Annotated in this window: 18 protein-coding genes; 8 read left to right on the forward strand and 10 right to left on the reverse strand. The window is 44.9% G+C overall.

Annotation, left to right across the window (positions count from 1 at the left end):
• Positions 1 to 241: 241 nt before the first annotated feature.
• The 5 genes from spt to B9A91_RS19505 are packed head-to-tail and all read left to right on the forward strand — an operon-like array spanning position 242 to position 6,067.
• Positions 242 to 1,447, forward strand: coding sequence for a serine palmitoyltransferase (spt, locus tag B9A91_RS19485; RefSeq protein ID WP_084240689.1), 1,206 nt, complete (start codon positions 242 to 244; stop codon positions 1,445 to 1,447).
• Positions 1,448 to 1,478: 31 nt separating this feature from the next.
• Positions 1,479 to 2,624, forward strand: a complete 1,146-nt coding sequence (locus B9A91_RS19490; protein WP_084240690.1) for a GNAT family N-acetyltransferase — start codon at positions 1,479 to 1,481, stop codon at positions 2,622 to 2,624.
• Between the two features lie 20 nt (positions 2,625 to 2,644).
• Positions 2,645 to 3,637 carry an NAD-dependent epimerase/dehydratase family protein gene (locus B9A91_RS19495; protein WP_084240691.1) on the forward strand — a complete coding sequence of 331 codons (993 nt, stop codon included), beginning with the start codon at positions 2,645 to 2,647 and terminating at the stop codon, positions 3,635 to 3,637.
• A gap of 60 nt (positions 3,638 to 3,697) precedes the next feature.
• Positions 3,698 to 5,059, forward strand: coding sequence for a hypothetical protein (locus tag B9A91_RS19500; protein ID WP_084240692.1), 1,362 nt, complete (start codon positions 3,698 to 3,700; stop codon positions 5,057 to 5,059).
• 3 nt (positions 5,060 to 5,062) lie between these two features.
• On the forward strand, positions 5,063 to 6,067 hold the full coding sequence (locus tag B9A91_RS19505; protein WP_084240693.1) for an SPFH domain-containing protein: 1,005 nt from the start codon (positions 5,063 to 5,065) through the stop codon (positions 6,065 to 6,067).
• Positions 6,068 to 6,069: 2 nt separating this feature from the next.
• Here the strand turns inward: B9A91_RS19505 and xseB are convergent, their stop codons facing one another.
• The 3 genes from xseB to B9A91_RS19520 are packed head-to-tail and all read right to left on the reverse strand — an operon-like array spanning position 6,070 to position 8,642.
• Positions 6,070 to 6,279 (reverse strand): exodeoxyribonuclease VII small subunit, encoded by a 210-nt coding sequence (xseB, locus tag B9A91_RS19510; RefSeq protein ID WP_084240694.1) that lies wholly within the window; start codon positions 6,277 to 6,279, stop codon positions 6,070 to 6,072.
• Positions 6,254 to 7,648 (reverse strand): exodeoxyribonuclease VII large subunit, encoded by a 1,395-nt coding sequence (xseA, locus tag B9A91_RS19515; protein WP_084240783.1) that lies wholly within the window; start codon positions 7,646 to 7,648, stop codon positions 6,254 to 6,256. Before xseA ends, xseB begins: the two co-directional genes overlap by 26 nt.
• Positions 7,623 to 8,642: a S66 peptidase family protein gene (locus tag B9A91_RS19520; RefSeq protein WP_084240695.1), complete on the reverse strand. Its 1,020-nt coding sequence runs from the start codon at positions 8,640 to 8,642 to the stop codon at positions 7,623 to 7,625. Before B9A91_RS19520 ends, xseA begins: the two co-directional genes overlap by 26 nt.
• A 205-nt stretch (positions 8,643 to 8,847) precedes the next feature.
• On the opposite strand from B9A91_RS19520, the gene B9A91_RS19525 reads away from it, so the two are divergent.
• Genes B9A91_RS19525 through B9A91_RS19535 form a run of 3 tightly spaced genes read left to right on the forward strand, consistent with a single transcriptional unit; the run spans position 8,848 to position 12,660 of the window.
• A complete protein-coding gene (locus tag B9A91_RS19525; RefSeq protein WP_084240696.1) occupies positions 8,848 to 9,873 on the forward strand; it encodes a DUF6807 domain-containing protein in 1,026 nt (341 codons plus the stop codon).
• Positions 9,874 to 9,927: 54 nt separating this feature from the next.
• Positions 9,928 to 11,289 (forward strand): 3-keto-disaccharide hydrolase, encoded by a 1,362-nt coding sequence (locus tag B9A91_RS19530; protein ID WP_084240697.1) that lies wholly within the window; start codon positions 9,928 to 9,930, stop codon positions 11,287 to 11,289.
• Between the two features lie 12 nt (positions 11,290 to 11,301).
• On the forward strand, positions 11,302 to 12,660 hold the full coding sequence (locus B9A91_RS19535; protein WP_084240698.1) for a Gfo/Idh/MocA family protein: 1,359 nt from the start codon (positions 11,302 to 11,304) through the stop codon (positions 12,658 to 12,660).
• 203 nt (positions 12,661 to 12,863) lie between these two features.
• Here B9A91_RS19535 and B9A91_RS19540 read toward each other — a convergent pair whose 3' ends face one another.
• From B9A91_RS19540 to B9A91_RS19570, 7 genes are all read right to left on the reverse strand, one after another.
• Positions 12,864 to 14,549 (reverse strand): sodium:solute symporter family transporter, encoded by a 1,686-nt coding sequence (locus tag B9A91_RS19540; RefSeq protein ID WP_084240699.1) that lies wholly within the window; start codon positions 14,547 to 14,549, stop codon positions 12,864 to 12,866.
• 121 nt (positions 14,550 to 14,670) lie between these two features.
• Complete coding sequence (locus B9A91_RS19545; RefSeq protein WP_084240700.1) at positions 14,671 to 16,659, reverse strand: hypothetical protein; 1,989 nt, start codon at positions 16,657 to 16,659, stop codon at positions 14,671 to 14,673.
• A gap of 12 nt (positions 16,660 to 16,671) precedes the next feature.
• Positions 16,672 to 18,108 (reverse strand): 3-keto-disaccharide hydrolase, encoded by a 1,437-nt coding sequence (locus B9A91_RS19550; RefSeq protein WP_084240701.1) that lies wholly within the window; start codon positions 18,106 to 18,108, stop codon positions 16,672 to 16,674.
• Between the two features lie 76 nt (positions 18,109 to 18,184).
• The gene (locus tag B9A91_RS19555) at positions 18,185 to 19,366 is read right to left on the reverse strand and encodes an MFS transporter (protein WP_084240702.1); all 1,182 of its coding nucleotides are present in this window, start codon (positions 19,364 to 19,366) and stop codon (positions 18,185 to 18,187) included.
• A gap of 104 nt (positions 19,367 to 19,470) precedes the next feature.
• Positions 19,471 to 20,031, reverse strand: coding sequence for a thioredoxin family protein (locus B9A91_RS19560; RefSeq protein ID WP_084240703.1), 561 nt, complete (start codon positions 20,029 to 20,031; stop codon positions 19,471 to 19,473).
• A gap of 294 nt (positions 20,032 to 20,325) precedes the next feature.
• Positions 20,326 to 21,639 carry an HlyD family secretion protein gene (locus B9A91_RS19565; protein ID WP_084240704.1) on the reverse strand — a complete coding sequence of 438 codons (1,314 nt, stop codon included), beginning with the start codon at positions 21,637 to 21,639 and terminating at the stop codon, positions 20,326 to 20,328.
• A gap of 5 nt (positions 21,640 to 21,644) precedes the next feature.
• A complete protein-coding gene (locus B9A91_RS19570; protein ID WP_317043349.1) occupies positions 21,645 to 23,855 on the reverse strand; it encodes a peptidase domain-containing ABC transporter in 2,211 nt (736 codons plus the stop codon).
• Positions 23,856 to 23,861: the final 6 nt, after the last annotated feature.

Consider the following 23,861-nt stretch of genomic DNA (forward strand, 5'->3'; position numbering starts at 1 on the left):
CATTTAATTATAACAAAATTGTAAATTTTATTTTAAAAAGTAATATATTCAAACTTGGTTGACTTCAAGTTTTGTTTTCTGTGTTTATGATCTTAGCTTTGGGAACTTTTACGAATTGACAAAATTGTTAATTTAGTCAGTAAAAAATGATGGGAGTTTATTAAAGACAGAACAGGTAATTTCCCATGTTAAACAAAATATCAACTAAAAAGTTCTGTGATCTAAACATACAAGTACCAGCATGCGCAAAAAATTACACGATAGGATAGCAGCTTTTAAAGATGCTACGGCAATTAAGGAAAAAGGTTTATACCCATATTTCCGTGCAATAGAATCAGGTCAGGACACAGAAGTAATGATAGATGGGAAGAAGGTGCTGATGTTTGGCTCTAACTCCTATCTTGGGCTGACTAACCACCCTAAAATTAAAGAAGCCTCCAAAGCTGCAATTGATAAATATGGCACAGGATGTGCCGGTTCAAGATTTTTAAACGGTACACTCGACATTCATATTGAACTGGAGCGCAGACTTGCTACCTATGTAGGGAAAGAAGCTGCAGTATTGTTTAGCACCGGTTTCCAGGTAAACCTGGGCGTCATCTCCTGCTTGCTTGACAGGAACGATTACCTCATTCTGGATGAATATGACCATGCTTCTATCATCGATGGAAGCCGGCTATCCTTCTCGCGCTCCATAAAATATGCGCATAACGATATGGACGACCTGCGCAAAAAACTGAGCAGGCTCCCTGAAGATGCTGCAAAACTGATTGTTGCCGATGGAATATTCAGTATGGAGGGTGACCTCGTGAACTTACCTGAGATTGTAAGCATAGCAGATGAATTTGGCGCAAACATCATGATGGACGATGCCCATAGCTTAGGGGTGATCGGGCTGAACGGAGCAGGTACTGCTTCTCATTTCGGACTCACAGATAAGGTTGACCTGATTATGGGTACTTTTAGTAAATCGCTGGCCTCTTTGGGCGGTTTCATTGCAGGAACAGAAGAGACCATTGAATTTGTAAAACACCGGGCGCGCTCTTTAATGTTCAGTGCAAGTATGCCTCCTGGTGCTGTGGCTAGCGTAATTGCCGCGCTTGATATCATTGAAGCTGAACCTGAGCGTATCGATAAGCTTTGGGCCAATACCAATCATGCCAAGAAACTGCTTGTGGAAGCAGGATTTGATATCGGACATACAGACAGCCCGATTATTCCGGTTTATATCAGGGATAACGACAAGACTTTCCTGGTGACCAATATCCTGAACCAGAACGGCATTTTTGTAAACCCTGTGGTATCTCCTGCGGTGCCATCTGATTCTTCATTGATCAGGTTCTCGCTGATGGCCACCCATACTTTTGAACAGATTGAAGAAGCGGTAGAAAAACTGTCGGCCGCGGCCAAAGAAGTACAGGTAAAGTCGTTTCAGGAAACCATTTAAGTGCAATACCCTCAACCAAACCATAAACCAAATGAAGCACATTGTTGCCGTTAGCTCCAAAAAACAGCTAGCAACATTTATTGATTTTCCGCATGAGTTATACAAAGCAGATCCAAACTATGTTCCGGAGCTGTTCATTGCGCAGCGCGATCTTTTAAGCCCAACGCATCCCTTTCACAAACACTCTTCACTGCAGTGTTTTTTACTTTATGAGGGAGAACGGGTTATTGGCAGGATCGCGGCTATCCTGAACAACAGTCATAATACCATGAACAACGCCAGCGATGGTTTTTTTGGTTTTTTTGATTGTATAAATGATCAGGATTCGGCAAACCTTTTGCTGGATACAGCTGCTAAATGGCTGGAAGATAAAGGGGTTAAAGAAAAGATGATTGGTCCTGTAAACTTTTCTACCAATGAATCCTGTGGTTTATTGATACAAGGCTTTGATATGCCGCCAGTGGTGATGATGCCTTATAATGCCAGCTACTACCCTGCTTTACTGGAAGGTTGGGGCATGCGGAAGCAGGTAGACCTGATTGCCTGGAGATTTAACGGCGATAATTATGACGATCGTTCTGTACAACTTATGGGTCGTTTGGAAGACCGTCTGAAACGCAATAACATCGTGATACGCAAGATCAACCTGAAGAATTTTAAGCAGGAAGCGGCTGCCTTGCGGGAGGTGTACAATAAGGCCTGGGATAAGAACATGGGTTTTGTTCCTTTAAATGATGAGGAGTTTGATTACCAGGCCAAAGACCTGAAGCTGGTTTTAGACCCTGATTTTTGCCTGGTAGCCGAACAGGATGGCAAATTGGTAGGCTTCGGGGCTGCCATTCCGGATATGAACCAGATCCAGATCAAAATTAAGAAAGGAAGGCTTTTGCCTACCGGGATCTTTAAATTGCTGTTCGGAAAGAAAAAGGTAAAAGGCATCAGGATATTGCTGCTGGGCGTAATTGATGGTTACCGTAAAATGGGTATTGAAGCCTGCATTTACGGCAGGATCATTAAAGCCTATCGTGAAAAAGGCATGGAGTATGCCGAGGCTTCCTGGACCCTGGAACACAATGACCTGGTAAACAATGCCATCATTGCCATTAAGGGCGATCCTTATAAAAAATATAGAATTTACGAGAGAGCGCTTCGAGCGCCTGAAACGCTGAGCGCATAGCGCATGTACGCATAAAATAAATGAGCAAGAAAAAGGTATTGATTACTGGTGCAAGTGGATTTGTGGGATACCACCTGATTGAAGCTGCTTTGAATGCAGGCCTGGAGGTATATGCGGCTGTCCGCAAAAGCAGCGAGGTGTCACATCTCAAAGCATTTGATGTACATTACACAGATCTGGACTACAGTTCTGTAGCCAGCCTTAAACAGGAACTGGAAGAAAAGCAATACCATTATATCATCCACGCAGCAGGCATTACAAAGGCTAAAACAAAAGAGGTATATGACCAGATCAATGCCATGTATACCAAAAATCTGGCAATAGCGGCAAATACTGCAAATATCCTGCTCGAAAAATTCATCTTTGTAAGCAGTCTGGCTGCATTGGGCCCCTTGGAAGACTTATCTGCCGAAATACAGGACAGCAGCATTGCCCACCCGGTAACCCATTACGGCGCCAGTAAAAAGCTGGCTGAGCAATACCTCGCTGATTTTAAAAATCTCCCGCTACTTATTATCCGGCCTACAGCAGTTTACGGGCCAAGGGAAAAAGATCTCTTTATTCTTTTCGACAGCATAAATAAAGGACTTGAACCCCATATTGGTCGTTTTAAACAGCAATTGAGCTTTGTTTACGTGAAAGACCTGGCCAGAGTCATCATCAAGGCCTTGAGCCTCCCTATGGTTCAGCAGCAATACAATATTTCAGATGGTGCAGTTTACGACCGTTATGCACTTGCCAGCTGTACCAAAAAGGCCCTGAACAGGAAAACCTTTAAGTTTCATTTACCCGTAATGCTGGTTTCGGGAATGGCAGCTTTTATGGATTTTATTTATGCGGGAAGCAAAAACACCCCAACACTGAACAAGGAAAAAATGGCCGAACTCACTGCCGTCAACTGGGCCTGCAATATCGAAAGGGCGAAGGCTGATCTGGGTTACGAACCCGAATACGACCTGGAAAAAGGTGTCATGCAAACCGTTAAGTGGTATAAACTGAATAATTGGTTATAAAGTATTTTTTGCTTAAAATTGTTGAGCATATACCCTGTGATTAACAATTTTACTGTCTAAATGGCCAAAGAAATTAAGGTAATTAAATGCCCGCAATGTGGCAGCACTGCCAAAACTGAGCTTAAACCGGATTTTTATCGTTGCAATAACTGTCATACCGAGTATTTTCTGGACAATGATGATGTAACCATCAATTACAATCACAATTTTAACCACAACCTCAATTTACCCTTTAATAACGACAGCAGTAAAAAGGTTATCAAAGTAATTGCCCTTATTATTGGGGTATTTATTGTACTGACCATACTGATCAATGTGATCTCTGCCATCTTTAGTCCCAAATCTGTTGCCACCACCTCTTCCGTTTATTCTACCGGACCAGCCCCGGCCGAAGAAACCGGCTTTTCGGCCAGCAGATATAGTCCTGACCTTTTTATACAAGCAGGCAGCGATGCCGCAATAGCTATTGTAGCTGAAGACAGGCGTTACAAAGCAAAATCTGAAGTGCAAAAGGATGGTGTTTATATTGCATTTTATACGCCAGGCAAAGGGCTGGTTGCAGAACATAAAGTTGAGGGAACACATGTCTCTACATCAGATATTAAATTCCGTACCTTCAGTGATGGTAATCTGTATGTGATTGCCAATAAAAGCACCCTGTACGTGGTAGATAAAAGCACTTTAAAATTAACAGATGCCGGCAAAAAGTTTTTCAGCGCTAAAGAAGAACTCCAGGTAGGTGTAGCTACAATCGAGTTTGTTTACGAGGACAATGGTGATGGTCTGATACTGCTCACCAATGATGGAAAAAAATTGTACTACTATCCGTTGGTTCAAAAGCTCTATAATGAAAATAAGTATTATGAGGCCAGAAAAGGCTTCAGCTCGCTTTTGCCGGGCGCAAAAGAAAAGGTGATCCATGTTTTTACCCGAAAAAGCAGCGATTATCCGGAAGACAAGCTGCAGCTCATTAAGATCAGATATAAAGACAATGGCGCCGGGCCAAAAGATGTGGTCGACAACCTGAGCTGGGGCAAGGATTATGGTGGTTCGGGTATCTTTACCGACAGGGACCCTTATAAAAAGGTACTCTTTAGCGACTATACCAGGCAGGCCGACCGGATTTTGGACTGGAAGGACCTGACACCGGGCAGGCTGTATTTTGAGCCAGAGGTGATGTTTGATGATGGCAGCGCATTGCTCATCTCTTTTAAACCTGATGCCAATCCAAACAGCGGCTATAAACTCCAGCAGCTGAACAGCCAGACGGGAGCTGTAGAATGGACGGTCGATGAATCAAAGGGCTCGGAAATTAAAAGGATGATCAGGTATAAAAATGGTTTTATCGGAGTTACCAACGATGAAGAGCTCCTGCAGTTTGACGCTAAGGGTAAATTGACAAGCACTTATAAAATTGAATAGTTTATGGGATTAGGGGATTTTTTTAAAAAACAGCTCAGTACTGTTATCGAATGGAAAGACCAGCAGCCAGAGTTACTGCTCTATAAATTTCCTGCACCTACCGATGAGGTTAAAAATGCAAGTAAGTTGATTGTGGCACCGGGACAAGGTTGCATCCTGGTATATGAAGGTGAAATTAAAGGTTTTATTTCTGATGAAGGCCTGTTTGACCTGCAAACAGACAACCATCCTTTTATTACCAATCTGCTCAAATTGCGGCAACTGTTTGAAAGTGAGCACAAGCTGCGCATATATTTTTATCGGAAGGCTGATATTTTAAACCAGCCCTGGGGCACGCCATCGCCTGTAAAATACCTGGATGGTCAATATCACATTCCTGTTGAACTCGGCGCCTACGGAAATTATTCCATGCGGATTGCGGATCCTTTATTGTTATTCAGGGATATTATCGGTTCGAGGAATGAATATACCACTGCCGATACAAAAGCCTTGCTCCTTTCACGTCTGCCACAAACGCTGATCTCTTATTTGGCCCAGTCGAAATTATCGTATTTGGATATTGACGCACAGCTGGACCGGCTTTCTTCAGATTTAAAAGCGCAATTGAATGCTGGTTTTTCGGACTTGGGCCTGGAGTTAAAGGATTTTAGGATTCAGGGAACTTCCTTTGATAAGGAAACCCAGCAACGGATAGGTAAAATTGCAGACATTACCGCCGAAAGCCGTGCGGCTGCCGAAGGTGGGTTAAGCTACCTGGAAATAGAAAAATTAAAAGCATTACGCGATGCCGCAAGAAACGAAGCCGGCCTGGCGGGCGCAGGTTTACAACTGGGCTTTGGAATGGACCTCGGTAAAACGCTGAATGATAAAAAAGAAGAACTTACCGCGTACAGCACAACAACCGACCCTGTTGTGCAGTTACAGAAATTAAAATTACTCCTGGATGAAGATATCCTGACCCAGGAAGAATTTGACGCCAAAAAGAAAGAAATACTGAGTAAAATGTAGTGTTAGCCAGCTGGGTTTTCCATTTGTTTGATGATTTTGTTCACTTCAGTCTCTGTAGCCCTTAATTTGGTCTGGCAAAATTCTATCAGCTCTGATGCCCGCTTTACTTTTTCTGCAAGTATATCTACCGATACCGATTCGGTTTCTATCTCCAGCGCAATTGCGGTCAGCTCCTTATAGGCCAATTCATAGGTCAAATCCGTTGTCTTCATTTATAGCGGTTTTAGCTTTTACTATTGTTTTAATTTCTGATGCGGCCAGACGTACGGTAAGTTCGCTGCCTGGCTCAATCTGATCGGCATTGGCGGCAATCCTGCCGTTTACTTTAAGGACGGCAAATCCTTTGTTCAATATGTTTTGCGGGCTCATTAGCCTGACCACCGATTGAAAATGGCCAATATATCCTTTTTTATTGGCAAAATAGATCCTGTTGTAGGACTGTAGATTACTGATGATATTGCTGAGATCTTTTTGCCGGTTGGAAATGACAATCTTAGGATTGGTAAGCACCAGCCTGGATAAGTTCAAAATACTCCGGTGCTGTTCGTTCAGCAGTTCCTTGGTGGTATTGATGGTTTGCTGCTTAAATTTTACCAGCTGGTCTTTATGGTAATTGATGAGCTGGTAGGTTTTGATGAGCATCATTTTTTGCATGCTCAACAGGCTTTCTTCAAAAGCCCTGTTATGTGCAATGATCAGTTCTGCCGCTTTTGTAGGCGTTTTTGTTGCCGTATGTGCCATTAAATCTGCAATGGTCTCATTTTTCTGGTGTCCGATACCGGTAATGACCGGGATAGGAAATTTAGCGATGGCCCGGCTCAGGTCATAATTGTCGAAGATCAGGAAATCGGTTTGTGCCCCTCCGCCCCTGATGATGAATAAGGCATCGTAGGCTTTTCCGGACTGGAACACTTCTACTATTTTTGCCAGGAACTGCCTGGCATTGGCTTCTCCCTGTACCAGAGTAAAATAATCGTCTACCTGGAAGCGGTAACCAAAAGAATTGTTATCTAATGTATGTTTAAAGTCCTGATAACCTGCCGAAGTAGCTGAAGAAATTACCGCAATATGCTGGACCACCTTATTCAGGCTCAAGCTGTTGTTGCGGGTAAGGTACTGTTCTCCGGATTTTCGTATGAATTCTGGGTTTTCACGGAGCAGACGTTCCAGTGTTTCTTTACGTTGCTGCTCAAACAGCCCCAATGTGAAATTGGTATCAATATCCAGGAGGTTGAGCTGCAGACCAAATGCAGGGGTATACTGTACGGCAACCTGTACAAGTACATTGATATCGTTACGGAACCTCTGCCCTGTTACCCTTTCAAAATTGGCAATGTTAATGGAAGCATTGCCCCAGGCCCTGCCCATTATTTTTGTTATGATCCTGCTGGATGACCGGTCTTTTTCTACCAGCTCAAAGTAATGGTAGTTACGCTGCGCCTTATAGGTGTGACTGGTCACATCCGCTATTACCCAAAAGGTCCTGCCGCCGAAAGCGCCTTCAAGCGTTTGCCTGATCTGCTCAGTCAGCTCAGAAAGCCGGATAGCGGCGGGCTTAGATGGATACGAGTGAACTTCCATTGACATCAACATTAAGCACGTGTTTTGCTCCGCACTTCAATGCAAAGTTATTCTTTTGGTGACCTACCGGAAAATCAAAACATACCGGATACTCATATTCTCTTATTTTTTCGGAAATGAGTTCATATACTGTCTTTCCAAACTCATCACCGGTATCGTCAGGTTTAACTTTAAAGCCCCCTATGATCAGTCCCTTTAAATTGTCTAGTTTACCGCTGCGTTTCAGGTTCCAGAACATCCGGTCTATGCTGTACAGGTACTCGCCTGTATCTTCTACAAAAAGTATTTTGCCTCCGGTATGGATGTCCGATTTGCTTGCAGCGAGGGTTTCGATAATGCTGAGGTTGCCGCCGATTAGCGTAGCCTCTGCCCTGCCATATTTATTATAGGTTGATGGGGAGCCTGTGTACTTTACAGCCTGGCCGCTTAATACCTGTTTGATAGAGAGTATAGTTTCAATTTGTATGGGCTCTGCAAGGGTCCAGTCTGACGGAAAACTGTTGCACATTTTGGAATGTATGGAAGCCACATTGAGCTGGCGGTTTAAATGACAATGAAATACGGTAATGTCGCTAAAGCCGATGATCCATTTGGGGTTTTGTTTAAATCTGCTGAAATCAAGCCGGTCAATGATCCTGACAGCGCCATAGCCGCCACGGGCACACATGATTGCCTTAATGTCCGGATTGTCCAGCATTCCCTGAAAATCCGCCGCCCGTTCGTCGTCTGTGCCACCCAGACTGAAATCCCTTTTCCCTATGGTATTGCCGGTAAGCACTTTAAATCCCCAGCTTTCCATCAACTGTACTGAAGGCAGAATTTCCTCCGCTGTAATGTAACCTGCCGGTGAGGTAATGCCAATGGTATCGCCAGGCCTAAGGTATGGAGGGATCATAATCTCTTTTACAGATTCAGGCTCATTGCCCCAGGTATTAAAGGTACTGAGGCTTGCACCGGTTGTAAGAACGAATGATAGAAAGTGTTTACGGTTCATTTTTCTCGGACTGTTTGGACAGACAATTATAAGGCTTATTGCCGATAATTTTTGGAAATTTACTCAATCGTTTTCGTAATTTTTTTGGTGAAACGAGCAGTTTTTCAGGCAAATTGTATTTTAAGAAAGGTATATTTAGCTACAAACTTGGGTGGTCTTGACAGAAATGCGGTTACAGGCCCAATAATTATTTTAACCAGATATAATGACTAAAAGACTCATTTTTTTTTGCTGTTTTTTAAGTTTGCATTCGATTGCACAAACTCAAAAAGTAAGCTTTATAAACAATTCCAACCAGAAAAAAGTTGAGGTGCTGGTAGATGGCAGGCGCTTTACCAGTTTTCTTTATCCAGACAATCTGGAAAAGCCCATTCTTTATCCTTTACAAACAGCCAGCGGCCTTACCATAACCCGTGGCTTTCCTTTGGAAAAACGTGGCAACGAGCGCACGGATCACCCTCATCATGTGGGTTTGTGGCTGAATTATGAAAGTGTGAATGGCTTGGATTTCTGGAACAATTCGTACAATATTCCCGCAGATAAAAAAATAAAATATGGCTGGATCAGAAATGTGAAAATCGGGAAAATACAAAATGGAAATACCAGTGGGACTTTAAATTATACTGCCAATTGGGAAAGACAGGACAAAAAGATTTTGTTGAAAGAGGCCACTATTTTTGTGTTTAGCGGCACAGCCCAAACCCGGACCATCGACCGCACGACTACTTTAACTGCCCAAACGGATACGGTTTATTTTAAAGACATTAAAGATGGTATGCTGGGCTTAAGGGTAACCAAAGAACTGGAATTGCCATCCGATAAGGAGGAATCGTATACAGACAATAACGGAGTCGTTACTAAAGTCCCTTCCGCAAAAAACGGGGCAAATGGCAATTACCTGACCAGCGAAGGAAAAACAGGCAACGATGCCTGGGGAACCAGGGGCAAATGGTGCATGATGTATGGGCAGAAAGAAGGACAGCAGGTATCTGTTGCCATCATTGATCATCCTAAAAATCCCGGCTACCCTACTTACTGGCATGCCCGCGATTACGGCCTGTTTGCAGCCAACCCCTTGGGACAAGCCATTTTTAGCAAGGGAAAGGAAAGTCTGAACCTGACTTTAAAGCCGGGAGAGTCGGTTACTTTCCGTTACAGGATTGTAATCGCTTCAGGTAAAAAACAGACAGCACAAATGCTGGACCAGCAGGCAGCCGATTTTAGCAAATAGTATTTTAATTTTTTTAGCCGAATAAATAATTTAACCAAGAACAAATAACCACTAATGAAAACCACACAATTACTAATTTTAACCGGTTTGGTAATCGGCAGTACATTTAATGCTGTACAGGCCCAAAGCGGAAAATGGACCAGCCTTTTTAATGGCAAGGATTTGAAGGGATGGAAACAGCTGAACGGAAAGGCTAAATACGAGGTTGTAAATGGTGAGATTGTAGGTACTACAGTTCACGATACACCCAACTCCTTTTTGGCTACGGAAAAGAATTATGGCGATTTTATCTTTGAGGTAGAACTGCTGGTAGACAATTCCATGAACTCCGGCATACAGTTCAGGAGCTTGAGTAAAGCCGATTACAAAGAGGGCCGGGTGCATGGCTACCAGATGGAGGTAGATCCTTCTGACAGGGCCTATAGCGGAGGAATTTACGATGAGAGCCGTCGTGGCTGGTTATATCCCATGGATATCAATGCTAAAGGTAAAACAGCTTTTAAAAAGGGAGAGTGGAACAAATACCGCATTGAGTGTATTGGAAACTCCATCAGGACATTTGTAAACGGCATTCCAACTGCAAACCTGGTGGATGATGCAACTGCTTCCGGTTTTATTGCACTGCAGGTCCATGCCATTGGTAAAAACGATGAGGCGGGTAAACAGATCAGGTGGAGAAACATTCGCATCCAGACAGAAAACCTGAAACCAAGCAAGACAGACAATATTTTTGTAGTAAACATGATCCCTAATAACCTGTCGGCCGCCGAAAAGGCCAATGGTTATAGCTTGTTGTGGGACGGCAAGACCACAAAAGGTTGGATAGGCGCCTATAAAACTGCTTTTCCGGAAAAGGGCTGGGAAATTAAAGACGGTGTGCTGAGTGTGGTGAAGTCTGATGGTGCTGAATCTACCAATGGTGGCGACATTGTAACCGTAAAACAGTATGGTGCCTTTGAAATGAAGTTTGACTTCAAGCTTACCGAGGGTGCCAATAGCGGAGTGAAGTATTTTGTCACGCTTACCGAAGGGAATAAAGGTTCTGCAATAGGACCGGAGTACCAGATTCTTGATGATGAGCGCCATCCTGATGCCAAACTGGGTAAAAACGGAAACAGAACACTGGGCTCGTTATACGACCTCATCACCAGCAAAAAAATACCAAATGCCCAAAGGAAAATCGGGGAATGGAATAAAGGTGTGATCAGAGTCTATCCGGACAACACGATCCAGTATTTCCTGAACGGCTTTAAAATTCTGGAATATGTGCGCGGGTCGGATGAATTCAATGAATTGGTTGCGGGCAGTAAATATAAAAACTGGAAGGACTTTGGAATGGCGCCAAAAGGCCATATCCTGCTTCAAGATCATGGAGATAATGTTTCTTTCAGAAGTATCAAAATAAAGGAACTCTAAAACTATAACATCATGTTAGATTCAAGAAGAAAATTTATCAGGCAGTCGGCCATAGCCGCTGCCGGAACCTATCTGGGAACAATGGGTTTAAGTGCAAAGAGTTATGGAAATATCATCGGTGCTAACGACCGTGTAAGGGTGGGCATAGTGGGGTTTTCGGACCGTTTTAAGGATTCCCTGCTACCCTCCTTTTTAAACCACCATAAAGAGCTTAATTTTGATATTGTGGCGGTATCTGACCTATGGAATTACAGAAGAGATTTGGGTGTTGAGCATTTGAAATCGAAATTTGGGCACGACATTACAGCTTGTAGAAACAACGATGAGCTTTATGGCTTGAAAGACATTGATGCTGTAATCGTAAGTACGGCCGATTTTCAGCATGCCACCCATTGTGCTGAAGGTGTAAACAACAAATGCGATGTATATTGCGAAAAGCCATTTGCTGAAACAATGGAAGATGCACGCATGGCCCTGAAAGCAGTTAAAGCATCTAAGCAGATTGTTCAGATCGGCTCGCAGCGCAGAAGCGGTAACAATTATATGGCAGCTGAGCGGTTTATTAAGGAAGGTAAGTTCGGTAACATTACCATGGTAGAATTGAGCTGGAATGTTAACCAGCCAGGGCGTTGGCGCAGGCCCGAACTGGTAGCCAAACTAAAACAGGAAGATACAGACTGGAAGCGCTTTCTGATCAATCGACCGTTTGAGGAATGGGATCCACGCAAATACCTGGAGTACCGTTTATTCTGGCCCTATTCATCGGGAATGCCAGGTCAGTGGATGTCACACCAGATCGATACCGTACACTGGTTTACCGATTTAAAACACCCAAGAAGTGTAGTGGCCAATGGTGGTATTTACCAGTGGAAAGATGGACGCCGGAACTGGGATACGACTACAGCGGTATTTGATTATGGCAAGGCAAACGACCCTGATAATGGCTTCCAGGTAATATTTACTTCGAGAATGCATAATGGGGATGAAAGTCCTGCCGAGATTTATTATTCCAATGGTGGTGAGCTGAACCTGAACACCAATATGGTTTCGCCTAAAGGTGGCTTAAGTGCCAAAGCAGCAGCAGCAATGAACATGAAGCCTAACCTGTTGCCCGAAATGAAGCTTACCGATAATACAGAGAAAGTAGCTGCATCGGCCAATACGGGAGGTGATAAGCTGACATCTGCTCATATGCGTAACTGGATGGAATGTGTGAGGAGCCGCAAGCAAACCAACGCGCCGGTAGAGGCTGGTTATTACCATTCTATTGCCAATATCATGACGAATGCTGCGGTAAGGACCGGAAAGAAGGCAACTTTTGACGAGAAAACGCAGGAGGTTATGGTAGATGGGAAGGTATTTAAGTACTGATGTGTGAAATTTTTAATGACTCTTCAGCAGCTGCATAATTCCCGATGAAGAATCGGGAAAGACGCTAGGCTGCTTCTGAGCATTAGAAAATTTCAGGACAGTACTGAAATGAAGAGAGAAGTATATAATAAAGCGGGCTGTTCATTTTAAATGAACAGCCCGCTTTTATTTATTACCTAAATTTTATGATCAAAACTTCCCTCTTACCAGAAAGCGGAATATAATGCAACCAGCATCGCTATGATAATCAAGGAGCCAACAGCAAATGAAGTTGAAACACGGAACATTTTTGGATCTACTTCCAGTCCCTGAGGTACGATACCTTTTTTGTTTTCATAAATACTGATGAAATACATGCCGATTACACATACCGCAAATACGATCAGCATCCTGTCCATAAAAGGAATTTCAAATATACCGCTGGAATTGGCTACCGCCCAGCCATAATCGTGCAGCGGGGCAAGATCAACCCATCCCGGCAGGAATTTAAGGATTACCGAAACGATAAAGCCACCAACAGTTGCAAATAAAGCTGCGTTTGAGGTCGTTTTCTTCCAGAAGAAGCCCAATATAAACATGGCAAAGATACCTGGAGACACAAAGCCTGTATATTCCTGGATGTACTGGAATCCTTGTTTACCCTCTCCCATCAATGCATCACCTACAATTAATGAAAGCAATACAGCCATCAGCATAGATACCACTACTGTAACTTTACCAACGTTTACCAATGTTCCTTCGCTGGCTTGGGTGTTGAAAGCTTTTTTGTAGATATCAAGGGTAAATATGGTGGCAATACTATTGGCCTTTCCGGCAAGTGAGGCTACAATAGCAGCAGTTAGAGCCGCAAATGAAAGCCCTTTTAAACCTACTGGCAATAAGCCAAGCAATGCAGGGTATGCCTTGTTCGGATCCTGTATGCCTGAGGCCGTCATCAGGTTATCGGCGCTGATGCCTGGGATTTTTTCTTTAATGATGTAATAAACCGCAATACCAGGGATTACAACGATTACCGGCATCAGCATTTTCAGGAAGGCTGCAAACAATAGTCCGGATCTGGCAACAGGCAGGGATGCACCCAAGGCCCTTTGTGTGATGTACTGGTTACAGCCCCAATAGCTTAAGTTGGCAATCCACATACCCCCTATCAATACGCTCAGGCCTGGAAGGTCCATGTAGTTGGGGTCGTCCTTTTTAAAGATGAGATGGAAGTGTTCTGAAGCACCATCGGTAAGGATAGCAAAACCTTTTGCAATACCCTGTTGTCCGGAAATGAGATTTAAAGCGATATAAGTGGCTACCAATCCGCCCAGCACCAGGAAAAATACCTGTATCACATCTGTGTAACCAATTACCTTCATTCCGCCCAGGGTAATGATGATGGCGAAAACAGCCAGTCCGAGGATACATGCCGTGATGTTCAATCCGGATATACCACTGATGGCTAAAGCGCCAAGGTAAAGAATAGACATTAAGTTCACCACAATATACAGCGCAAGCCAGAATACAGCCATGATCATGGCTACTTTTTCATTGTAACGCTGACTCAAAAACTGGGGCATCGTGAAGATCTTGTTCTTCAGGTAAACGGGCATAAAGAACACGGCTACAATAATTAATGTAGCTGCCGCCATCCATTCATAGGCCGAAATGGCCAATCCAAGTTTAAAGCCGGAACCACTCATCCCGATCATCTGCTCTGCAGAAATGTTGGAAGCAATAAGTGAGGCGCCAATGGCCCACCAGGTTAATGAACCCTCTGCCAGAAAATAATCCTTTGAGTCGGCAGAAGCCGATTTCTTCTTGTAATAGATCCAGAAGCCGTAGCAGGATACGATTAAGAAGTAAACTAGAAATACGATGTAATCGTATTTGTGAAGTGTATTCATCCTTGTTTAATTGGTTTATGGTTTATATTGGTTAGTAATTTACGATATTTTATTTCTTCTTATCCTGAATAAGCCAATCTGGTAAAACACAATACCAAATTGACTTATTACTTTCTGTTGGCTATTTATTCAAAGAGTTGATATAGGCTGCTATTTTCAGTCCATCAGCCTTTGATACGTGTGGCATCGGCGGCATTTCGGTTGCATAGCCCGGCCAGTTTTCAGGCTTAGGATTATGGATCAGCTGCAGGATTTTTTCATTGCTGTATTTGCGTTTGGCAATATCGGTAAATGAAGGACCGATCTGTTTTTTGGTTGGATTATGGCAGGCCAGGCAGGTATAATTGGTTAGCAGGCCTTTTACCTCATTGTAGCCTGGTGCTTTAGCTGCTGTTTTTGTTACCGGCACCTCCTTTTTTTCTGCCTGAGCTGTTTTTCCTTTGGCTGTTACAATTGTCTTTTTTGCCGGACTAACACTGGCTACCGGATCTTTTGACGAATTTCGTGTACTCAGCTCACTTAGCGCCAGTTTGTCTCCTGCAGGGATGTTGTTCAGCGTATAATAGGCTACCGGATGTACTACTGAATAATAGTTCTGCTTTTCCCTGATGCCATTTACACTAATGGTGTGGATGTAATACCTGCGCAGGCCATCTACCACAATCCTGGCTTTTAAGCCATCGGCGCTTACTTTGACCCCTTTTACTTTCAGGGTCTCCTGATTTACCACAGGCGAACCATATACAGGCTGATATTTATAAGTAAAACAGTCTACACCGTAAGAAGCAATGTCCTGGGCCGATTTCAAGTCTGCCGGGCTGGTAAACTCAATTTCGAATCCATCTGGCATGGCCCTTACGGCTTTCATCTCAAAAGGTACTTTGTTGTTGTACACCAGACGTTCCAATCCTTCATTGGCATCTCCAGCCGAACCCCAGCCTCTATTGGTCTCGCCTACAAACAGGGAGCCATCTTTGGCCCAGGCCATTCGTAATACGCCCGAGCGGAAGCCGCTCCTGAACATAAATGCCGCACCTTGCTCCTCACCATTTACCTTTTCCAGAAATACCCTGGAGATGATGCTCATACCCTGATCGCCCACCAATAATTGGCCTTCAAATGGGCCAAAAGTACCTGCAGGTATTTTAAGCGGTTCAGAATTAGAAATACCAAGGATGCCATGCGGCAAGCGTACGGCTGGTAAACGCAGATCAGGGAAGTCCTTTTTCATATCGGCCAGCGTTTTGAATTCTTCATTTACCCTGTTCTCGGGTTTAATGTAGCGGCCATTTGCGTTTTTTATCCTCCTTTCATCCAGCTTGGAATAGAAAAAATCAGCGCTTAGCTTTAAAGGAGAATCGCTTCTGCCTGTCCAGGCCAGACTTGCAGGATGTCCCATAAAATCCCCTTTGTTTACTTTCCAAAGCCCACCGGTACCTACCCAATCCCCCTGGTTTTCGGTATAATACAATTGTCCATCGATCACATTCAGGCCTGCCGGAGAACGCATTCCTGCCGCCCAGGGAGTCATTTTGCCATCTTCGGTGATGTTCATTGCCCAGCCCCGCATCGGAACCCTGCTTTCGGCACGCCACCATTCTTCATCACCAAAGGCCACATTGCCAGTAACAAAGAAAGAGCCATCAGGTGCTATTTTAGGGCCAAAGCTGTATTCGTGATAATGACCGCTTAATGGCCAGGCGTATATGGTCTCATAAACATCAGCTTTACCGTCCATGTTTTTGTCCATCAGTTTGGTCAGCTCTCCCCGCTGTGCCACATATAAAGCCCCGTCTTTATAGGCCAGTCCCAGTATTTCATGGAGGCCGGTGGCAAACTTGCGAAAATAAGGGCGGTTGCTGGTTGGGTTTTCAACTATAAACACATCCCCCCTTCGGGTAGAGATACCCAGATCGCCATTGGGCAGGGTTACCAGCCCGCCTACTTCCAGTATCGGCCCTTCTGGTACACGTACCTTAACGATCTTAAAAAAGTCCTCCTCTTTTGGCGTTTCCTGTGCTGTGGCGATATTATAGGTAAGGCTTAGTATAGCCAGGGCATAAATTGAGAACGTGCTCAACGTTGATATCTTGTTAAATAATGTTGTCATCTTCAGGCCGGATTAGAATAAAATGGAATAGTTTAATTTACCGCGGAGCTGAATGATCAACTCTTTTTTACCGGCAGCATCACGGATGACAGGTTTATCCTGCGGGTTGCTGAATTTCAGGTACCAGGATTGCCCATCTACCAGGTAAATGCCCTTGCTCAGTTCCTGTATATCAGTTCCGCCAGTCAGCATCAGGTAAATGTTTTCTGCAGGTTTATCAACACTGATCTCCCTGCTTAAACCTTCCCCATTTTCCAGTGCCTTAATGGCATCGGTCACCTGCAGTCCATGCAGGTTGTACTTAAACTCAGGTCTGTCTTCATTGTCCATTACGTAGCCCCTGGTTTTGAAACCTGTTCCGGTGGTGTCCAGTGGCCATGCGGCCTGGGCAGTTTCGAGGCGCGCAAGGGCCGGTTGTAGTGTTGTAGTAAAAGCTGTTCTGGCACCACGTGGCCTGGAGGTACCATTGCCCCTGCCATCCCACATCGGGGTGGCATCTACAAAATCCCCGCGCCAGGCATAAACCAGCAGGCCGTTGTCGAGGTCATAACTGTAATGTACCCTTTGCGGACTGCCAACAGAAATGGCATGGACTACCCGGGTACGTGCTGCGAGGTCTACAAAGCTCCTGATCATGGTGTTTACGGGTGCATCAATGTAGATTGGGTCTGCACCGCCTCCACCTTTCTGGCCCCCATTGCGCAGCTCTTTGGGCAGGGCCGTGATTTTAATGTTCCTGAAAGCTACTGCACCATGGTCGCCCTGAAAACGCAACGCGCCGAAGGCTTTTTCCTTATTGGCCGCCCCTCTGGTAGGACCAAACAATTCCACATTGTCGTGGATCAGTACACCGTTCAGCTCAGCGCTAAGAATTCTCGCATTGGCAATTTTGTTTTCTGCGGCATCAAACTGTGGGGCTTGAAAAGCAATTTTAAGGTGCTGCCATAAACCCGGGGCTTTGCTGGCATTCTGACGTGGGGCATAACCACCAAAGCCTTGCTGACCTTCTGGTTTGCTGTCGTCCCAGCGTTCATAGATCCCGCCATTGTCTGAAGAAAGTGGTTTTGTGACTGTCCAGGAATCCAGCAGCTGGATTTCATAGTTACCCTGGAGGTAAATACCCGAATTGGAGCCTTTGGCCATCAGGTAATCCAGTTCAAGGATCATATCTCCATGAACTGCATTGGTAAACAGATCGCTGCCATGGCCTTTTTTTCCGGGATTATTGATCAGTGTCCCTGATCCTTTTACAGGTAGCAATTCATTTGCTGCACTCAGGCTTGCAGTTACCGAACCGGCTATGGTCCAGCTACTGCCCGGGTTTTTAAAACCAGAAAGGTCGTTGAGGCTGAACTCAGGCAGGTTGGTCAGGTCCTGCCCCGATACCACAACTGTTCCAAACAACCAGACCAATGCTGCTGTTCCGAACCTTAGATAGGTTAATTTCATTTGTGTGTTTATTTGGTTAATTGAATAAATGTAACAAATTCAATTATACACCAAAAATAATATTGTAAAAAATACACTAACTACCCTTTGGATTGTTTTTAGCCTTGTAAAAAAACTGCAGGTAGGCCAGTGCAATAAGGGTTACACCTGTACAGCAATAAAAGGTAACAGGGATCATCCGGATATCATCAATAAATAACCATCCGGCAAGCAAAGCCCCTAATCCTATGCCTGCTTCCAGGGCAATGTACATCGTTGCCATGGCTTTTCCCCTTTGTGTGGGTTCGCTCAGGTCTACTGTCCAGGCGGTGGCAGTTGGCGAGAGCATACCCGTGGCAATACCATAAAGTGCTGAAGCAAGCATTAAACTTAAAGAAGAACTGGCAAGCCCGATCCAAAGCAGTGAAGCGGCCAAAAGGCTAAGGGATATTTTTAAGATCAGTGTTCTTCCGTATTGGTCAGAGGCTTTCCCAGCCACAAACCTGATCAGCAAGGAGGTAAGCGTAAATACCATAAAAAACAGGCCTTTGTTGCTGGTGCCTAAATGGGCACTCCAATCGGAAATTACGGTTAGGATAGCCCCGTAACTGATATAACTTATAAAGATGATCACCACTGCCGGTATCACACGCCATTCAATGATGTCTTTCCGGTTAATCTTTAGATGAGATACCCTGAATTTCTGTTTTCCCGGCAGGGTTTCTTTCATATTGGCCAGAATGACAATGGAAAGCAAGGCGAATAAAGAGGAACAATAAAAAAGGACATTGATGGAATAATGATCGGTAATGGTACTGCCTATTGCCGGGCCAATGGCCAGTCCGGTGCTAAAACAAACCCCGTGTACACCCATAGCTTCTCCCCATTTACCAGCCGGTACCAGGTCAGCAACATAGGCAGCAGTAGCGGTAGGCTTAAATCCAGTAGAAAAGCCATGAATTAACCTCAGAAACAGAAAGCCGGCAATGGTAGTGAGTAAAGGGTAAAGGAAACCACATACAAAACAAACCAGCGAACCCACGGCCATCACTGGTACCCTGCCTATGGTATCAGTTAGTTTGCCGCTGAATGGCCTGGATATTCCGGCAGTGAGGGTAAACAGGGCAATGATGAGTCCCTTATATTCTGCACCTCCCATTGCAGTCAGATAAGCCGGAAGTTCTGGGATAAGCATGTTGAAACTGGCAGAGAAAAGAAAGGAACTTAAACAAACAAGGCCAAACTGAAGGGTATATATGGAATCGGAAGGTTGCTGCATGAACGGGATAAGGTGACGATTGTCCGGGCAAAGATAAGGTTTAAAAATAAAAGACCGGTACTTCATAAAAGTACCGGTCTGATTTAGGCTAATTTATTAAAGCACTACCTCTTGATTTCATTCTTCCTGAAAACTACTGCTATTTCCTCCAGTTCCTTATCATTTAGTCTAGAGCTTTTCTTTAAGGAAGCAATAAAGTGTGCAACTTCTTCTGGTTTTGCCGGACAGCCCACATTGTCACCTTTGGCGCTAAGTGCTGCACCCGCAGGTCTCATCTGCGAATCGGCAACCAGGTTCTGTTTGGCATCAAATACCAACCATGTAGGCAAGCCCTGATCGGCATTGTTGTATTTTTTCAACAGATCGGCAGCGCCCGGGTTTTCCAGGTTTTCTTTTCCCTTGCTCTCGTATACTGTAAAGTCGGCAATCACATAATTTTTGTCGAAATAAGGTTTGATGGCCGGATCGTTTAAGCTGGCCGTCATTTTATGGCACCAGCCGCACCAGGAGGCATGAAAAACAGCCAATACCTGTTTTTTTTCTTTTGCTGCCTTTTTAATGGCGGCGTTCAATACTTCTGTTGCCGGAGCTGGTGTACTTTGTGCAATTGCTGTTTGAATGGTTAAAGTTGCCACAAACGCGAATAATAATGTTTTTAATTTCATGATGTAAATAAGTTTGTATAAAGTTAACGGATTTCCGTCATTTGTTGTAATTGTCTTCGCAATAACTGTGTTCGAACTGACAACTATCTAGCTCCTTTCAACTTTCAATGTTATTCCTGTATTACAGGTTAGCCTCCAGGGACTTGTTTCGGTGCTGCCAGGGTGTTTTTTCGGCCAATGACGACCAAAGTGCGGACGAGGGACTAAGGTAGTCCGGCCGATAGGTGTTGCAGATAACCTACCATATAGGATCAGTATTGGAAGGAATAAGTTGTAGCCTATAGCCTGGTATGGTTAATTGCTGTTTAACATCTTTGTGATATTCCGCATAAACCTTTGCAATAATGAACTTTCTTCGGTAATGATCTCCGCATCTGCCTGCATACCGTTTTTCAATACGATCTTATGCTCAGGGTCTTTGTTCTCAAAGCGCTCGAAGCCGATCTTGGCAATAAACACACTGTCCTTAAAAGCCACATCAGAGATGTAATTCACCTTGCCCCTGATCAGCCCATACTGCTCAAAAGGGAAACTCCTCATCTTTACCAGCGTACGTTGCCCGGTCTTTACCTTGCCCATGTTGTACTGCGGGATGTAAACTTCGCCAAAAAAATCGGTATTGGCCGGGTTGATCATAAACACCTCCTGCCCTGCGTTCAGCGTCTGGTTTTCCTGCACTATCCCTGCATAACTCACCCTCCCGTCTACAGGGGCCCTTAAGATGTACTGGTTAATCCAGGCATCGGTTTCGGTAAGCATATTGCTGAGCGACTGAACAAATTTTGCCCTTTCGTCCTGTATGGTATGCTCCAGCTCCAGGATCTCCTTTTGTTTGGCTGCATAATTGGTATTGTTATTCAGCAGGGCGGTGGCACTTTGTTGCAAAGGGTACCTGCCGGCCAGGTATTTGTTCTCCTGCTGCTTAAATTCGCTGGTAGAGACCATGTTTTTCTGGTACAGCTTTTTGTAAGCCTCAAACTCGTGCTCCACATTGGCAAACTCCTTTTCCTGGATCTTTTGCTGGTCAATGATCTGGGCCTTTAATTTTTCAATCTCTTTCAGGTCGCGCTCCAGGAACTGTTTCCTGTTCAGGTAATAGCCCCCGTTCTGTGCCGATACATATTGCAGGTACTGCTGGTAAAAGTTCTGGTAAGCCCCCTGCAGCTCGCCCAGGTTTAGGCCTTTCAACAAAAGGTTCGGGGCAATGCCAGTAGCGCTCAGTTCGGCGGTGATCTTTGTCAGGATGTCGTGTAGTTTCAACACATCGCTGTGATTGGCGGTACTTTCCATAAAGGCCAGGGGCTGGTTCTGCTTCACGTTGCTGCCTTCAGGAGCCAGCAGGCTGAGCAGTTTTCCTGTCTGTTTTACAAATACGGCCTTTGGCGCATTCAGTGAATTGACCTTCAGACTGGTTTTCACCACATCCGGGTACTGGATAAAGGCAGAGATCAGCACGATGGCCAGCAGGATACCAAAGATCAGTGTGATGCCCCTGCGCAGGATCCAGGAAGGCACCGCAGTGATGATCTCCTGTACCTCCTCGCTGTTCACCTCCAGCCCGTTGATCCTTTTGTCTGTTTCCTGTACCTGTTCTGTTGTTGTTTCCATATGTTCTATGCCCCCAGTTCCAATTGGTTTTTTACCAGCTGATAATATTCCCCGTTTGCACTTACCAGTTCCTGGTGTGTGCCCTGCTCTATAATTACCCCTTTGTCCAGTACAATGATGTTGTCGGCATGTTTAACAGTACTCAGCCTGTGGGCCACAACCACTACCGTACGCCCTTTAAAGAAGGTTTCCAGGTTCTCCATAATCACTTTTTCGTTATTGGCATCCAGTGCATTGGTGGCCTCATCAAAAAAGATATAGTCCGGGTTTTTGTAAACCGCCCTGGCAATCAGCATCCTTTGTCTTTGCCCCTGGCTAATGCCATTTCCTGCTGCACCGATCTTGGTATTCAGTCCAAGCGGCAGCTCCTCAATAAACTCACGGATATTGGCCACCTGTATGGCATGCAAAAGTTTGGGCATGTCCGGGTATTCATCACCCACGGCAATGTTGCGGGCTATGGTATCCGAAAAGATAAATCCATCCTGCATCACAATGCCGCATTTGCCCCGCCAGTAGCGGTAACCGATCTGCTGCAGGTGGGTGCTGCCTACCCTGATCTCCCCTTTTTCAGGTTCATAGAACCTCAGCAACAGCTTTAAAATGGTAGTCTTGCCACTACCGCTCATCCCTACAATGGCGGTTGTTTTCCCTTCGGGGATGTTCAGGCTGATGTTTTGCAAAACAGGCTCATTTCCTGCACCGGGATAGGTAAAGGTAATGTTCTGCATGCTGATGCTTTTGTTTAGCGGCAGCTCCCTTAAGAATTGTCTTTCAACAGGTTCTTCATCTTCCAGCTCATGGATCTCGTTCAAACGTTCCAGACTGATCTTGGCGTCCTGGAAGGATTGCAGAAAACCCAATAGTTGTTCTATAGGGCTGTTCAGCTGGCCTACGATGTACTGTATGGCCATCATGGCACCCAGGGTAAGCTGCCCGTCTATCACCGATTTGGCCACCATAAAGGTGATCAGGATGTTTTTGCCTTCGTTGATGAAAAAGGCACCGAACTGCTGGTACTGCCCCAAAGCCAGGCTTTTCATGCTGAACTTGAACAGGCCTGCCTGTATCCGCTCCCATTCCCAGCGTTTCTGCTGCTCGCAGTTGTTCAGCTTGATCTCCTGCATCCCCCCGATCAGCTGTACAATATTGCTCTGGTTCTCGGATGAAATGTCGAAGCGCTTGAAATCCAGCTCCCGGCGCTTCTTGAGGAAAAAGATCACCCAGAGGCTGTATAGGATGCTGCTCACCAAAAAGATGATGAAGATATTGACATTATAATAGGCCAGCACAAAGGCAAACACCACCAGGTTGAACAGGGAAAATATGGTGCTGAGCGAAGAGCCTGTTAAAAAACTCTGGATACGGCCCTGGTCGCTCATGCGCTGCATGATGTCGCCGGTCATTTTGGTTTCAAAGAAACTCATGGGCAGCTTCATCAGCTTGATCAAAAAATCTGTAAGGATAGAGATATTGATCCGGGTGGTGATGTGCAGCAAGATCCAGGAACGGATAAAATCAACGCTCATCCTGCCCAGGAAAAGCATGGTTTGTGCAATCAGGATAATGTAAACGAAGTTCAAGTTGCGGGTATTGATCCCGATGTCGACTACCGACTGGGTCAGGAACGGCAGGATCAGTTGTAGTAAACTGCCCACGCCCAAACCTACGAACAGCTGAACAATGAGCTGTTTGTATTTGTACAGGTAGCGGAGCATATAACTCAGGTCGAGCCCTTTATTAGGGTCTCCTCCCTGGGCGTAAAATTCTGGTGCTGCCGATAGCGTTAAGGCAATCCCTTCTGAATGCCCGTTGTTTTGGGTACTGAGCCAGCACCTTAAAAACTCTGCTTCTTTATATTCAATCAGGCCCCTTGCCGGGTCGGAGATGTGGTAAGTTCTTTTGGAAGATGATTTGGAGCTGATCTTGTACAGCACCACAAAATGTTTTTGCTGCCAGTGCAGGATACAGGGCAGGTCTATTTCCTGCAGCTTTTCCAGGCTTAGCCTGATGCCAGTGGTACGGAAACCGATCTTTTCGGCAGCCTCGCTAATGCCCAGCAGGGAGACCCCTTCGCGGTTGATGCCGGAGATCTCGCGCAGGCGCTGCAGGCTGTAATTGCGGCCATAGTGTTTGGCAATGATGCGCAAACAGGTCGGACCGCAGTCCATCTGATCGGGTTGTTTATAGTGGGGGAATTTTTTAATAGATTTCAAATGTAT

Origin of the sequence: Pedobacter africanus (assembly GCF_900176535.1) — a bacterium.
In the GTDB taxonomy this organism is placed as follows: Bacteria; Bacteroidota; Bacteroidia; order Sphingobacteriales; family Sphingobacteriaceae; genus Pedobacter; species Pedobacter africanus.